At 44.9% G+C, this 13,117-nt stretch carries 15 protein-coding genes; 8 read left to right on the top strand and 7 right to left on the bottom strand.

Annotated elements, in window-relative coordinates; all coding sequences use genetic code 11:
• Window positions 1-266: 266 nt before the first annotated feature.
• Window positions 267-824, bottom strand: coding sequence for an NUDIX hydrolase (locus tag QUB10_RS15810; RefSeq protein WP_333203462.1), 558 nt, complete (start codon window positions 822-824; stop codon window positions 267-269).
• A gap of 252 nt (window positions 825-1,076) precedes the next feature.
• On the opposite strand from QUB10_RS15810, the gene QUB10_RS15805 reads away from it, so the two are divergent.
• Entirely contained in the window at window positions 1,077-1,349 is a 273-nt protein-coding gene (locus QUB10_RS15805; RefSeq protein WP_333203460.1) for a hypothetical protein, read from the top strand.
• A gap of 565 nt (window positions 1,350-1,914) precedes the next feature.
• Here the strand turns inward: QUB10_RS15805 and QUB10_RS15800 are convergent.
• Window positions 1,915-2,346, bottom strand: a complete 432-nt coding sequence (locus QUB10_RS15800) for a hypothetical protein (RefSeq protein WP_333203458.1) — start codon at window positions 2,344-2,346, stop codon at window positions 1,915-1,917.
• Between the two features lie 267 nt (window positions 2,347-2,613).
• Between QUB10_RS15800 and QUB10_RS15795 the strand changes: the two genes are divergently transcribed.
• The 6 genes from QUB10_RS15795 to QUB10_RS15770 all read left to right on the top strand — a co-directional run bounded on the left by QUB10_RS15795 (window position 2,614) and on the right by QUB10_RS15770 (window position 8,377).
• A complete protein-coding gene (locus tag QUB10_RS15795; RefSeq protein ID WP_333203456.1) occupies window positions 2,614-2,805 on the top strand; it encodes a hypothetical protein in 192 nt (63 codons plus the stop codon).
• Between the two features lie 51 nt (window positions 2,806-2,856).
• Window positions 2,857-3,768 (top strand): GTPase Era, encoded by a 912-nt coding sequence (gene era / locus QUB10_RS15790; RefSeq protein ID WP_333203517.1) that lies wholly within the window; start codon window positions 2,857-2,859, stop codon window positions 3,766-3,768.
• Between the two features lie 308 nt (window positions 3,769-4,076).
• Complete coding sequence (locus tag QUB10_RS15785; RefSeq protein ID WP_333203454.1) at window positions 4,077-5,627, top strand: ATP-binding protein; 1,551 nt, start codon at window positions 4,077-4,079, stop codon at window positions 5,625-5,627.
• A 237-nt stretch (window positions 5,628-5,864) separates the two neighbouring features.
• Window positions 5,865-6,095, top strand: coding sequence for a DUF433 domain-containing protein (locus QUB10_RS15780; protein WP_006634608.1), 231 nt, complete (start codon window positions 5,865-5,867; stop codon window positions 6,093-6,095).
• Window positions 6,092-6,238, top strand: coding sequence for a DUF5615 family PIN-like protein (locus QUB10_RS15775; RefSeq protein WP_333203452.1), 147 nt, complete (start codon window positions 6,092-6,094; stop codon window positions 6,236-6,238). Before QUB10_RS15780 ends, QUB10_RS15775 begins: the two co-directional genes overlap by 4 nt.
• Window positions 6,239-6,403: 165 nt before the next feature.
• On the top strand, window positions 6,404-8,377 hold the full coding sequence (locus QUB10_RS15770; RefSeq protein ID WP_333203450.1) for a hypothetical protein: 1,974 nt from the start codon (window positions 6,404-6,406) through the stop codon (window positions 8,375-8,377).
• Between the two features lie 514 nt (window positions 8,378-8,891).
• On the opposite strand, the gene QUB10_RS15765 is transcribed toward QUB10_RS15770, so the two are convergent.
• From QUB10_RS15765 to petM, 5 genes are all read right to left on the bottom strand, one after another.
• Window positions 8,892-9,284 carry an aspartyl protease family protein gene (locus tag QUB10_RS15765; protein WP_333145301.1) on the bottom strand — a complete coding sequence of 131 codons (393 nt, stop codon included), beginning with the start codon at window positions 9,282-9,284 and terminating at the stop codon, window positions 8,892-8,894.
• Window positions 9,277-9,495, bottom strand: a complete 219-nt coding sequence (locus tag QUB10_RS15760) for a hypothetical protein (RefSeq protein ID WP_333053554.1) — start codon at window positions 9,493-9,495, stop codon at window positions 9,277-9,279. The genes QUB10_RS15765 and QUB10_RS15760 overlap by 8 nt, the downstream gene beginning before the upstream one ends.
• A gap of 191 nt (window positions 9,496-9,686) precedes the next feature.
• Window positions 9,687-10,604: an NAD(+) kinase gene (locus tag QUB10_RS15755; RefSeq protein WP_190657000.1), complete on the bottom strand. Its 918-nt coding sequence runs from the start codon at window positions 10,602-10,604 to the stop codon at window positions 9,687-9,689.
• Between the two features lies 1 nt (window position 10,605).
• On the bottom strand, window positions 10,606-11,583 hold the full coding sequence (locus QUB10_RS15750; protein WP_333101618.1) for an NmrA family NAD(P)-binding protein: 978 nt from the start codon (window positions 11,581-11,583) through the stop codon (window positions 10,606-10,608).
• 197 nt (window positions 11,584-11,780) lie between these two features.
• Window positions 11,781-11,885: a cytochrome b6-f complex subunit PetM gene (gene petM, locus QUB10_RS15745; RefSeq protein WP_172189541.1), complete on the bottom strand. Its 105-nt coding sequence runs from the start codon at window positions 11,883-11,885 to the stop codon at window positions 11,781-11,783.
• Between the two features lie 70 nt (window positions 11,886-11,955).
• Here petM and pdxA point away from each other — a divergent pair, with 70 nt between their 5' ends.
• Window positions 11,956-13,053, top strand: coding sequence for a 4-hydroxythreonine-4-phosphate dehydrogenase PdxA (gene pdxA, locus QUB10_RS15740; protein WP_333203448.1), 1,098 nt, complete (start codon window positions 11,956-11,958; stop codon window positions 13,051-13,053).
• Window positions 13,054-13,117: the final 64 nt, after the last annotated feature.

Below are 13,117 nucleotides of genomic sequence, written 5' to 3'. Positions count from 1 at the left end.
GATTAGTTCCGGTGATTTGGGTTTTCAGCAAGTTACAGCATATTCCATGTAGATGTGGTACACACAAGAAGAGCGATCGCCTGCTGTTTGGTGCGTCGCCACCCGTCAATCTGTAAGTTTTATCGACCAATATTTCGCCGCGACGCACCAAACAGATTAACACCACACAATATAGCTTTATACTGTACTTTATGAACCACCGAAGAGGCTGTAAAATCGGCGCTCCTCGGAAAACAATTCCTAATCTAAAATCTAAAATCTAAAATCTAAAATCTAAAATCGACTTGATTTTGCCATTCTAGCAGTAAGGCTCGACATTGGAGGCAAGTTAATTTTTTGAGCAAGTCGCGAATTCCGTCTGGGGTGACAGGATATTCAGCACCGATAAATTCGGGGTTTACTGTTGCTGTCGGGTGCAATTCTGCAACAAAACCGTAGAGTTTTTGATTGGAGAAGGAACTGTTTACTGCCCAGCCGATATTGTTAATCGGTTCGAGGCGGGCGATCGCACTTTCTGTCACACCTAGTTCTTTCTTGAGTATAGCTGGAACTTGCGCGGCTGGCGTGGCTTCGGCTGGTACGCGACCGCCGGGAAAATCCAGGGTTGATTCTGCCACGCCGGGGCGATACATCGGTGTGGGAAACAGCAATTGGTCAGCTTGAATTGTCAAGATTACAACTGAATCTGCTCTTTCTACTCGCCAATATTCTACTGTTTTTCCTTCGGTTGTTTCGAGATGTTCGGCGATTAGTTTTACCCAATGAGAGTTGATCTCTACAAAGCGGTCTAGAGTTTTCCAGTGGGATTTTGCAGTTTGGTTCATGTGGGAATTTTTGGAATAAATCAGATGTTGTTTGCTATGGTAGGCGATCGTTGCCGAGCGCAACAATAGCCGATCGACCTTTTCAGCTTTGAGCCCGTTTTTTCCTCTCGATTGTAAATTTTTGCTACAACCTTACACATTCGCCTAGATAATTCCGTAACATAGACTACATAATCAAAGTTTATCTGCGCCGTCGCTCTGGGTTGTTGCAACCCCGACCTGGTTCAGAGTCTTAGCCCAAAAGGAGTTGTGATGAAACTGCAAACAGATATTCGTACTTGGCAATCCCAACCAACGCCCGGAAGCTTCGCCAATGTCCGCGACTGGGAAAAATTTGGCTGCGCCGTACCTGCACCAAAATTGACTCCTTCTATGTGGGTTAAATTGTTCAACCCGCCAACGGCATTCAGCTTTGACGAAGCGTGGCTGTTGTGTGAATCTTCGGAAGAACAGTGGCTAGCTTGGATTCCTGATTATGGCGAAATTTTACTGAGTACACATGAATTTTGCGCTCCTAAATCGTGAATTACGCAGACAAACTTTCATAAACCAGGTGTTAAAATCCATATCCCTCGCGTTCCACGGGATTTTTTGGAAACAAGCTGGTTTCTGCGTAATTATCTCGTTTGCAGTGAGGAATGCAAGTCCTTAAACTTTGATAAGGACTTGCATTCCTCACTACAAACGTCTTATATGATGTCGTTTCAGCCGATATCATACAGCACTTTCCAGGTAAGTGAAGTACAGAGAAACCGGGTTTCTTGAATAAAACCGGTTTCTGGCGAGAAATCCAGAAGAAACCCGGTTTCTGGGGTGTACTTTATAAACCTGGAATCCGCTGTATAAGTCCTAATAGATATTAATTGAAATTTCGCCAACAAAAAGAGCAATAGGTTTTCTATTGCTCTTTTTGTTCAAAAACACTCTCTAGTTTTTATCTTTAAGATAGCGGAAGTTATATCAACTGACCTCGATTGACCCCAATATCGCTGCGGTGACGGGTTTACTGTATCGATGCTTGCATGGGAGATATTGGTGAACCCGCCCTTACAGCAATTACGGTCAATTTAGCCCCTGTGATATTGCTGGCTTATTTGCAAACTGCACGGTTATTTGCGTTTCTGACAATCGTGCCTACTTTACCATTAATCTGAATCGGGTTCTTAGTGCTGGCTCGAATCAACAGCGGTTGTTTTGCCAGACATTCTCTGATTGATGTTGCCCAGGAGGTGAGAGCTCCGGTGTATTCTGTACGACCCGCTGGGGCGCGAAACTGATCGGTAATTAGGAAATCCGAGGTAATGCTAGTGTCAGTACCAACATTGGTAATAATTGGAAAGTCAAATGCTCTGGGCAAGGTTCTGTCCTGGATTCGGCCCGGTACCAACTGGTAATTCTTCGAGCCACCCTTGTAGTCAATACCTGCTTGAGGGCTGGTGGGAGGACTTGTTTGAGCCAATGCGGGAACAGGCAAGCTTGCTACCAAAACGGTGCAGGCACTCCAAAATAATTTCGATTTCATTCGATTCATCTCCTCAACTTTATGACGATTAGCACTAATTTAGGTATGCTCAAAAGACACTAGCTTTTATAGAGAAAGCGCCTGATGTTATTGAGCTTTTGAGTTTGAGTTCAACTTACCTAATTTATTACCAAACATTCTCAAAAATGTTAAAACTGGTTGGCCTGACAAGCTGTAGAAAAGTTTCAGTTGAGTTAGATATTTACACATCTGAAGTTGTTACAGCATTGGGGAGTCGGTTTTACCAGAATGATTCATTTTTGAGCGATGTCATTGGAACTTTATCAAATTTTGTCTCAGATATCAAGTTTTGCCGATCGCGTATCCTGTTTTAACACTGGGAAAGCGGCTCGATCGAGCTTTGAGTGTGGCGCGCTATACCAGGGCGAGAAAGATGCTACAGTGCATCGATGGGCGTTTGAGTATTTTCAGGCGACAATAGACAGAGAAGGGGCTTGAAAATAGGTGATTTTAGTGGAAGATAGTAAATTTATCGACGTATCGGACATTATGGGTGTTCCCGCGGCTCCGGCGGGTTACAAATCGGGCTTTGTGGGTATTATCGGACGCCCGAATGTCGGAAAATCAACGCTGATGAATCAGTTGGTGGGGCAGAAAATTGCTATTACTTCGCCGGTGTCTCAGACGACACGTAACAGGCTGCGGGGCATCCTAACGACACCGGAAGCACAAATTATTTTTGTAGATACTCCCGGAATTCACAAGCCGCATCACCAATTGGGCAAGGTTTTGGTGCAGAATGCCCGCACCGCGATTCAGTCGGTGGATGTGGTGCTGTTTGTGGTGGATGGTTCGGTGGAATCGGGAGGGGGCGATCGATATATTATCGAAATTCTCAGCAATTGCAAAGTTCCGGTGATTTTGGGGATGAATAAGTTGGACGAACAACCGGAGGATTCCGTGTTGATCGATCGAACTTACGAGCAAATTGTCAATCCTGAGTGGCCTGTAGTGAAATTTTCCGCTCTCACGGGCGAGGGTGTCGAGTCGCTGCAACAATTGTTAATCGAACATTTGGAGGTTGGGCCTTATTATTATCCGCCCGATTTGGTGACTGACCAGCCGGAACGCTTTATTATGGGCGAATTGATTCGGGAACAGATTTTGCTGCTGACGCGGGAAGAAGTGCCGCATTCGGTAGCAATTGCGATCGACATAGTTCAAGAAGAAGCAAAAATTACGCGCATTCTGGCGACAATTCACGTCGAACGAGATTCCCAAAAAGGCATTTTAATCGGTAAAAGCGGCAGTATGCTCAAGTCGATCGGCAGTGCGGCGCGAGAACAGATTCAAAAGTTAATTGAAGGCAAAGTATATTTGGAGTTATTTGTCAAGGTGCAGCCGAAGTGGCGGCAGTCCCGCACCCGTTTGGCGGAATTGGGCTATCGCGTGGAAGAGTGAAACTTTGGCAGTTGGCAGTTGGATTTCTTCGGTTCTTTAGACCTCTTGCAAAAAATCCTTTTCATCTATTGATGGGACGGGCAAGATGCCCATCCCACAAGAAAAAATAAATTTTGTGGGATGGGCATCTTGCCCGTCCTAATTATTTTTGCAAGAGGTCTTTTGAATCAAGAATCGAGCACGACTTTCGCTCTGAGAGAGTTTCATCGGGTGCGGAGAGTCGGTACAAACCCCCGCTTAACAACTAGAACGCCATTCCAACAACCGTAAAGTAAACTGAGAGCAGCCCCATTCGCCCCAGTTGACCTATGCCGCGTTGGTTCAATACTGCTGGCCCATGCCAAGAAGACATTCATTACGCACTGTCGCCCACGGTACGCTTACCCAGCTTAGAAAGGTTAATCGCTCAACGCAACTATTTCGTCATCCACGCACCCCGGCAAGTGGGGAAAACCACCGCTATGCTGGCGTTAGCCAAACAACTCACCGAAAGCGGACAATACACCGCCGTGATGCTGTCAGTTGAAGTCGGCGCACCCTTCAGTCAAGACATCGCGGGTGCAGAGGATGCCATTCTCGGTGCTTGGCGACGGGCAATTTCGATTCGACTTCCCCCAGAATTGCAGCCGCCTGCTTGGCCCTCGTCGGAACCGGGACAGCAAATCGGCCATGTACTCAGCCTGTGGGCACAATCTTCTCCTCGTCCTTTGGTCATTTTCATCGATGAAATTGACGCACTACAAGACCAAGCGTTGATTTCTATTCTGCGACAACTGCGCGATGGTTATCCCAATCGCCCGAAAGCGTTTCCGCAATCGGTGGGTTTAATTGGTTTGCGGGATGTTCGCGATTACAAAGTGGCTGCTGGGGGAAGCGATCGACTCAATACATCCAGTCCGTTTAATATTAAAGTGCGATCGATTACTCTCAGAGATTTTAATGCCTCAGAAGTCGCCGAACTCTACGCGCAACATACCCAAGATACCGGACAAGTTTTTACACCGGAAGCTGTAGCGTTAGCTTTTGAACTGACTCAGGGACAACCTTGGTTAGTGAATGCTTTAGCTAAGGAAATTGTAGAAGAATTAGTGACAGATGAATCTATAGAAATTACACCATACCATATTTTAGAAGCCAAAGAAATTTTAATAAAACGGCAAGATACGCATTTGGATAGCTTGGCAGAACGACTCAGAGAAAACCGAGTCAAAGCCATTATCGAGCCGATGTTGGCGGGTTTGGAATTGGGCAATATCCCCAATGATGATATTCAGTTTTTAATCGATTTAGGTTTGTGTAAGATGGATGTTCAGGGTGGATTGACGATCGCCAATCCAATTTATCGGGAAGTTTTGCCCCGCGTGCTCACCGTAACGCCAATGGCTTCTCTGCCGCAAATTGCACCGAGTTGGTTGACTCATGAAGGCAAATTAGACACGCAAGCGTTACTCAAAACTTTTCTGGAATTTTGGCTACAACATGGCGAACCGTTACTCAAAAGTGCATCTTATCCCGAAATTGCCCCGCATTTAGTGTTGATGGCATTTCTGCATCGGGTAATTAATGGTGGGGGAACGTTGGAGAGGGAATATGCGATCGGACGCGACAGAATGGATTTATGTTTGCGTTATGGTGAGGTAACATTGGGAATTGAACTGAAGGTTTGGCGAACTCGGAAAGTCGATCCGTTGAGTAAAGGGTTGGAACAGTTAGATGGATATTTGGCTCGATTGGGACAAGATGAAGGGTGGTTGGTGATATTCGATCGACGCGAGAATGCGATCGAATTAGAAGAACGATTGAATACTGAAATTCATCTGACACCAATGGGGCGAACCGTTACAGTTATTCGTGCGTGAAGAAGTTCTGATAAATGTCTCGATTTGTGCGATCGCCGAGGGTGTGCGATCGACTCTAATCTAAAATATAATTAAGAAGGGGTTGACATACACTATCGAGCTGCGGTATTACTCGATTATATCCAGTATTGTACCGCAACTGCAATAGAATTATTCGATCGCGCACCCATGTAACAAGCTAGTATATCTAATCTTTTCGCCAAACCTCAAACGAGGAGATTCTCAAAAATTCCAACTATGAACTACCGAAACCACATCACGATCGAAGCAAATAAACGCGGTGGTAAGCCTTGTGTACGCGGCTTGCGAATTACGGTTTATGAAGTGCTTGAGTACCTGGCTTCCGAGATGACCGAAGCAGAAATTCTTGACGATTTTCCCGATCTGACACGGGAAGATTTAAAAGCCTGTATTGCTTATGCTGCTGACCGCGAGCGTCGGTTTATGACCGCGACCTTATCGGCATGAAATTACTTTTTGATGAAAACTTGTCGCCCAAGTTGCCGAATCGTTTGAGCGATGTTTTCCCTAATTCGCTTCACGTTCGAGATGTGGGAATGAAAGCAACGATCGACCCAATAGTTTGGGATAAAGATAGCTTTTTTAATTAGGACGGCTTAAGTGATTGAGTCGAATCGTGTGGCGAATTCGATCGAGGAAAGGAGATTCTGATGGGGAGTAAGAAGGAGTTGACATACATCGTCAATCTGCGGTATTATACGGCTATACTCAGTAGAGTAGTCGGGGTTTAGTCTTGCACTTCAAGAGTTTTGTATATGAGCATACAATTTGTCCAAAGCCTAAAGGGACGGATAGAGTCTGAGATTGAGATATTAGAGAGAAATATAAAAGGTCAGAAGAGTGTTAATTTTCTTATTAAAACTCGCTGCTCGATAAACTCGCTTAAAAGCATTGCGGCGCGTCTAGTAAGAATTAAAGCACTGCTCGAAATACAAGATTATAATTTGGTTTTTATTGGAAAAATAGGCGTTGGTAAAACTACAGCTATATGTCATCTATTTAATCTGTTTCGCGAAGAAAAAACTGTTGGTAAAACCGGGAAGACTGTCAATAAAATTAGTGAATTGCTATCTACGGGATCAGGGAGGACAACTATTTGTGAAGTTGTCATACAACCCTCAATGTCCAAGAGAAGTTTCCTTGAGATAGAGCCATACAGCGATGATGAAGTTAAAGAATTTATCCGAGAACTCTGTATCTACTTCTGGAATAAGGAACGTGATCAAAATTCAGAAGTAACTGGCCCACCACCTACTGAACTGCTAAGAGCCATTAGAAATATCACTGATCTTCGAGACTCTCAGATTGAAGGAAAGCGTGTAGATAAAGCATCTGAACTTGCCCAGTCATCTAAAAATCTTGATGGCTTTTTAAAGTCCGTTCTTGAAAGAGCAAATTTATCACACAGAAATCAAACCCGTTTAGAATCTCTCCATGATTTTGAAAGTGTAGAAGATGAGAGAAAGTGGTTGCGTAATAACTTTAGCAATTTGAATCTTGGAAAAATGGATAAATTCTCTTTGCCCAAGAGAATTTATGTGGGTGTTAGTAATAAACTAATTGAATTTAATAAATATCCTCGCTTCAGATCAATCATTGACACAAGAGGTATGGATGATGATGCCAGAGATAGAAAAGATCTGTCTAATTACATCCGTAACCAAGACAATTCAATCTGTCTGTTTGCGGAACAATTTCCAGCTGCTCCAAGTAATGTTAGCGAGCTTCTGACGAGATACCTAACGCGAGAATCGAGAGATATTGATACAAAAGTAGCATTACTGGTTCTGTCTCGAAAGGGCGAACCTGAAGATGTCGTCAACTTAGATGGAAAAGTAGAGGATAGAAACGAGGGAATTGAGGTTAGAAAAAATCAGATCTATGATGCTTTTGCAAGAGAGAACATCAAGTTCTTGCCAAAGAATATTTTCTTCTATGATGCTCTTCAGTTCTACGACGAGGAACATATCCTGAAACCTCAGTATGAAAAGGATGATGTTTCTGATGCAAGAATTAAACTGTTAGATGCTATCAATGATTTAATTTCTAGAAGAGAGAGAGCCTTACTTCAAGAAGCAAAAAATTATGAACACATTTTTCAAGAAGTCATCAAAAGTGGAGGAGGATTAAGCCCCCAAGAGGAAAAATTAATAAACGATCTAAAAAAAACTATTGAGTCTCATGAAAAGACAGAGTTTTTGAGTAATTTTGAGAATAGATATAAGAATCATCTTAAAAGCTATCATGCGACGGTTTTTCGTGCAATAAATAATAGGTTTGGCACCTATGATCTGCGAGATATAGATATTTATTTCGATGGTTCTACTGTTGCAGAAGCATTACTTAGGGACAGGTTTCGTGAGTCAAAGGCAGAGATTATAGGTGCTGTTGAGTTGGTTGAGAAATATGCCTCAGAACAATCAGGGCTTAAACCCGTCATGAAAATTTTAAGCGAACAAATAGATGAATATTTTGAGAAATTTATTATTGAGATCGGGCAAGAAATTTGCTGCTGTATCAAAGATAGTCTTGCTCCCCAAACTTACTCTAATGAATTTTGGGATTATGCTCAAAATAGGTGGGGTCAAGGGCATGGCTACAGAGATGATGTACTTGACCAATATGGTAGCCAAATTAATAGTTTAGATGATTGGCTGGTTGAGAGAGTACAAGAAGTTTGGAAGCAGAACTTTATGGATAGGATTCTAGAGTTCTTTGGTGAAAGTTGAAGTTGGCACAGCATAACAATCCCGCTGCACCGGAACGAAGTCGAGTTATCGGTGAGATGCAAAGTTCATCTGCGTCCGGTGAGCGGGAACGTTAGCCCGCTAAATCTTGGTTAGGGTATAGTTGATAATCATGAGTTAGTTGTAATCAAATACATTGTAAAGATTTAATGAATTTACGTAAAAACATTGTATTTATTGTGGAAAAAATATAAACTCCTAAAGGGTGCTGTTCAATTTGTTGTATTCCCGGCTTATTGATAAAAGTCGGGCTGCCGTTGGATTGAAGTTGTAAAAAATTCAAAGTGTAGGAGCATACCCATGAACAGGAGATTACTGATTTTCTCGATCGCAGCGGTGGTTTAGGGAATGGGGCATAGGTAATGGGTGGGATGTTAAACCAAAATGTCCCTGTGTACTAACGCTATCTCGCAAACGCTGCCTCACTTTGGAGATGGTTCGGAATCTCGATCGAGAGTTAAGCTAAATAAAACTCCGAGTTCTGCATCGATGCTTATTAGAAGCGAATAATTTCGATCGTGCCTCGCGATCGCACAAAACAAACATCAAATTCTCGAAAGAAGTTGGTTTGCCCGAGAATTAATGGAACCTGAGAGGCTTGTGCCCAAGCAAATGCTAGGCGAACGGGTTCCAGATTCCCAATTTGAACATCTACAAATACACCCCGCGCCTCAACCGTTGCCAGATTTCCTGCCAATGGCAAGCGGACAGTTTGTTCCTCCCAAATTGCACCCAATTGCAGACCAATGTCATAAGGTAATAGATTGACCGCAGACCCAGTATCTAGCAGTGCATTCGCCGAGACAGAAAAGCCTGCATGAATCAGAGTGATGGGAATCGTGGGTAATGCTTCATCGTCAGAAAAGGGAAACTCGATCGAACTAGGCATGAGTAGATGCCTCTCGATCGTCTCGAATCATCTGCATCATAATGTTTGCCGCTTCCGTTGCATCGTAGAGCGATCGAACTGGATACTCTGATGCAGAAAAGATGACTTGTAGTTCAGCGTCTGGGATTTGCACTGCTAGGAGTTTGAAGAGTGATAATTTGTCTGACTGGCTCAGATTGTTCACCAAAGGTATTAACTCAGCGAGAGACATGGTTTAAACTCCCAGAAGTACGAGAATACATCTATCATAAACGCTGCCTGAGTTTGGAGATGATTCGGAATCTCGATCGAGAATTAAGGATTCCGTAGGAGATTCCGATCAAACTTTATCCTGCCCAAAAACAAAGAAAAAGCCGCCCTAAAAGGACGGGACTTTAGCCCTCCGCTCATTACCAACAACTATCAAGGCAACTCAACCGAACTCGGTTTAGCAATGTGAGGCAATCCCCAGCCCAATTTTTCCCGCAAAATGTGGAAAAACTCAAAAGATTGCACCCGAATAAAGCGGGCTGGGTACTGAGCTCGCTCGACTTGCACCCAATCTTCGGGCAGAACATAACATCCGCCGTTCCCGTCTACCACCATTACCAGGCGGTTTGGACTCGCCGGCAAAATCTTGACCGGCTCAGTGTTGGAAAACACCAAAGCCCTCGAAGCCATTGAATGCGGGCAAATAGGCAGCAACTGCAACACCGGCACTCCGGGAATGATGACAGGGCCACCGGCAGAAAGGGCGTAAGCTGTCGAACCTGTGGGAGTCGCGATGATGACTCCATCTGCGGCAATGTCAATAGAGGCGTGCTGACCGATCGCCACTTCAAAATGACACATACAAGTCAGCGGTTCCCGGTGCAGCACCATTTCATTGAGACAAAGAGCTTCCCAGAGGCAGTCGTTTTCTCGAAACAGCCGCACCGCCAGCATTGATCTTTCTTCTATTTCGTATTCTCCAGCGATTACCTTTTCCAAAGCTTGCGGCAGCAAGTTCAGGTAAGTTTCTGTTAAAAAGCCCATGTGACCGGTATTGACAGTCAACAGCGGCACTCCAATCGGAGCGACTTGGCGAAATGCCGACAGTACCGTACCGTCGCCGCCCAAAACCACTGCAAACTCCATGTCGCTGTCAAAACCGGGGGGGACGAGTTGTTCGATCTGAGTGTGGCACAGGGGGCGATCGGGGCTAGAATAGCCCAGAATTCCTCCCGAACCAGAAACCGAGCAAACCTCCCAGCCGCGGGCAGTCAGCTTGTCTTCTAACTCTGCGGCGATGCGACAAGCCACAGGTTTAACGTCGTTGTATATAATCCCAGCTTTCGGCACTTTAAAATGTAAAGGGCATTTTTTGTTTACTCCGTTTTTTAGTCTTAAGCTGCTCGTACTCTATTTCCTTGAGCTTCTTCATAATCAGATTAAAGTATTCTTCGAGATAAGACTCCAAAGTAGTAGTTTCTTTAGGGTCGATTCCGAAGACACTGTAAACATCATCCATCGGAGCTTTCAAGGGTTTTCCGGCGGCCAAAACTTCTGAAAAAGCCAATCTGTCAGCTACGTTCCAACTCCACTGAAAGAAGGTAGCTAATTTACGAGTAGCCTGCAACAATACGTCTGGGGTGCGCGTAATTTTTGCTTCCTTCCCTGACAGCCGTTCGCACAACCGCACGATTTCGTCAGCATCCCAAGCACGATTTCCCACCACCGGAAAGCTTTTTTTCTCGGTTTCAGGAACGGAAAGGGCCCGGACGGCAAATTTAGCAACGTCCTGAGTGTTCATGTAGGCAAGGGCGGATGGCTTGTTGGGCAGCCAGACTGCCTGATTGTCCAAAATCGGCATTGCATACAGGCTCAGCAGTCCTTGCAAAAAGCCGCAAGGTCTCAAGATTGTGTAGTCTAGACCGGATTCTGCTAAGAACAATTCGGTACAGCGCTTAATTTCCAACAAGGGGACTTGGGGATATTTCTCGGCGTCGAGAAAAGAAAAGAATATGTAACGCTTGATGCCTGCTGCTGCTGCTGCTTGGATCAGCGATACTTTTCCGTCCCAGTCTACTCTTTTGATGCTGACAGAATCCGCTGCACTGGCTGTTGCTGCATCGATAATAGCACTGACGCCTTCTAGGGCCGGAGGCAGACTGTCTGGCTGGCAAAGGTTCCCCGGTACGAGTTCAGCGCCCCATTCTTTCAAAAATGCAGCTTTTCTGTAACTTCTGACTAAACAGCGCACCTGGTAGCCCTCGTCTAGGGCGCGGCGGGCTATTTGGCGGCCGAGAGTGCCGGTGGCACCTAAAATCAATAAAGTCATCTAGGGATTAATTATGAATCTTAAACTTTCTATAAGATGGTATCAGGTTTTTGTTAAGTTTGTTATAAAAACTTAACAAAAACCTGAAATTTTCTCATTTTAGGCTTGAGATATTCGCCAGAAGGCTTGCTTTCGGGAGCAAGTAGACTCTAGAAGGCAGAAGGTAGAAGGCTTCTGAAGGATTGGTTGAAAAAAACTTATTCTTCGCCGCCTTGCAATTTGAGCAGGAGGAAGCCTCCACCTATACCCACGAAAATTAGGGAAAAGGACAAAAAGGCTGCATTGAAAATTTCAGGATTCATGATTATATATGTCCAATTGGGCGATCGCATTAAATAAAGATAATATAATTTGGGGCAACCAGGTACAGGAATGCTAAAATTTCAGTGCCGAAATTCCTGTATTTTGTTGGAGAAAACTGCCTTGAGTCTCGATCGGGAATCAAAACTAGCTGTAACTCTGGGAGATCCGGCGGGAATTGGCCCGGAAGTGATTCTCAAGGCATTGGCAGATCCCGCTGCTGCTTTGATGGTGACGGTTTTCGGATCTAAGAGAATTTTGCAGCAAACTTACGATAAGTTGCGATCGAGCAATCCAGCCCCAGAAGCGGCAAATCCCGAAACATTAAATATTATTGATATTGAACCAGACAGCAAGTGGGGCGAAATTGTCCCCGGTGTCGGTAGTGCAGCTAGCGGGGCGGCTAGCTTTGCTTACATGGAAAGTGCGATCGCCCGTACCATCGCCGGCGAATTCTCCGCCATCGTCACAGGCCCGATTTCCAAAACTTGCTGGCAGGCGGCAGGTTACAATTATCCCGGACAAACAGAACTTCTCGCAGAAAGGGCAAAATCGCAGCGGTTCGGAATGCTGTTTGCCGCCACATCTCCCCACAGTGGCTGGACGCTGGTAACTTTACTGGCTACCACACATATTTCCCTGCGTCAAGTCCCCGATGCTTTGACTCCAGAATTACTGAGTGAAAAACTAGAATTACTGATAGACTGTTTGCGGGAAGATTTTGGGCTGGAAAGACCGAAAATTGCGATTTCTGGCTTAAATCCTCACAGCGGCGAAAATGGCAAACTGGGAAATGAAGAGCAAGACTGGATGATACCTTGGTTGGAAACGCAGCGCGATCGCTTTCCTCAAGTGCAGTTAGACGGGCCAGTCCCCCCCGATACCCTGTGGGTAAAACCGGCTAAAGTTTGGTACGGTTTAGCCAAGGAAGCTCACGACGGTTACTTGGCAATGTACCACGACCAGGGGTTGATTCCAGTAAAATTGATGGCTTTCGATAAAGCAGTCAACACTACAATTGGCTTGCCTTTTGTCCGCACATCTCCCGATCACGGCACAGCTTTTGATATTGTAGGTCAAGGGATTGCAGATGCCTCCAGCATGAAGGCAGCATTGCAGTTGGCGGCTCAGTTGGCTAGTCGCAGAACAGCAGTTAAAATAAGGCGATAGCTTTAGTACGCCTGACGCTTGGAACAATTGTGTCATTCCTATTGATTTTCGCTGGGGTGAGGCG

It is taken from the genome of Microcoleus sp. B5-D4, assembly GCF_036705145.1.
Classification (GTDB): Bacteria; Cyanobacteriota; Cyanobacteriia; order Cyanobacteriales; family Microcoleaceae; genus Microcoleus.
This window is presented reverse-complemented; position numbering and strand designations above follow the sequence as displayed.

Coding starts and splice junctions, on each gene's coding strand:
- QUB10_RS15810 (WP_333203462.1), bottom strand. CDS start 824: ATGAACCAAACTGCAAAATCCCACTGGAAAACTCTAGACCGCTTTGTA.
- QUB10_RS15805 (WP_333203460.1), top strand. CDS start 1,077: ATGAAACTGCAAACAGATATTCGTACTTGGCAATCCCAACCAACGCCC.
- QUB10_RS15800 (WP_333203458.1), bottom strand. CDS start 2,346: ATGAAATCGAAATTATTTTGGAGTGCCTGCACCGTTTTGGTAGCAAGC.
- QUB10_RS15795 (WP_333203456.1), top strand. CDS start 2,614: ATGTCATTGGAACTTTATCAAATTTTGTCTCAGATATCAAGTTTTGCC.
- era (WP_333203517.1), top strand. CDS start 2,857: ATGGGTGTTCCCGCGGCTCCGGCGGGTTACAAATCGGGCTTTGTGGGT.
- QUB10_RS15785 (WP_333203454.1), top strand. CDS start 4,077: ATGCCGCGTTGGTTCAATACTGCTGGCCCATGCCAAGAAGACATTCAT.
- QUB10_RS15780 (WP_006634608.1), top strand. CDS start 5,865: ATGAACTACCGAAACCACATCACGATCGAAGCAAATAAACGCGGTGGT.
- QUB10_RS15775 (WP_333203452.1), top strand. CDS start 6,092: ATGAAATTACTTTTTGATGAAAACTTGTCGCCCAAGTTGCCGAATCGT.
- QUB10_RS15770 (WP_333203450.1), top strand. CDS start 6,404: ATGAGCATACAATTTGTCCAAAGCCTAAAGGGACGGATAGAGTCTGAG.
- QUB10_RS15765 (WP_333145301.1), bottom strand. CDS start 9,284: ATGCCTAGTTCGATCGAGTTTCCCTTTTCTGACGATGAAGCATTACCC.
- QUB10_RS15760 (WP_333053554.1), bottom strand. CDS start 9,495: ATGTCTCTCGCTGAGTTAATACCTTTGGTGAACAATCTGAGCCAGTCA.
- QUB10_RS15750 (WP_333101618.1), bottom strand. CDS start 11,583: ATGACTTTATTGATTTTAGGTGCCACCGGCACTCTCGGCCGCCAAATA.
- petM (WP_172189541.1), bottom strand. CDS start 11,885: ATGAATCCTGAAATTTTCAATGCAGCCTTTTTGTCCTTTTCCCTAATT.
- pdxA (WP_333203448.1), top strand. CDS start 11,956: ATGCTAAAATTTCAGTGCCGAAATTCCTGTATTTTGTTGGAGAAAACT.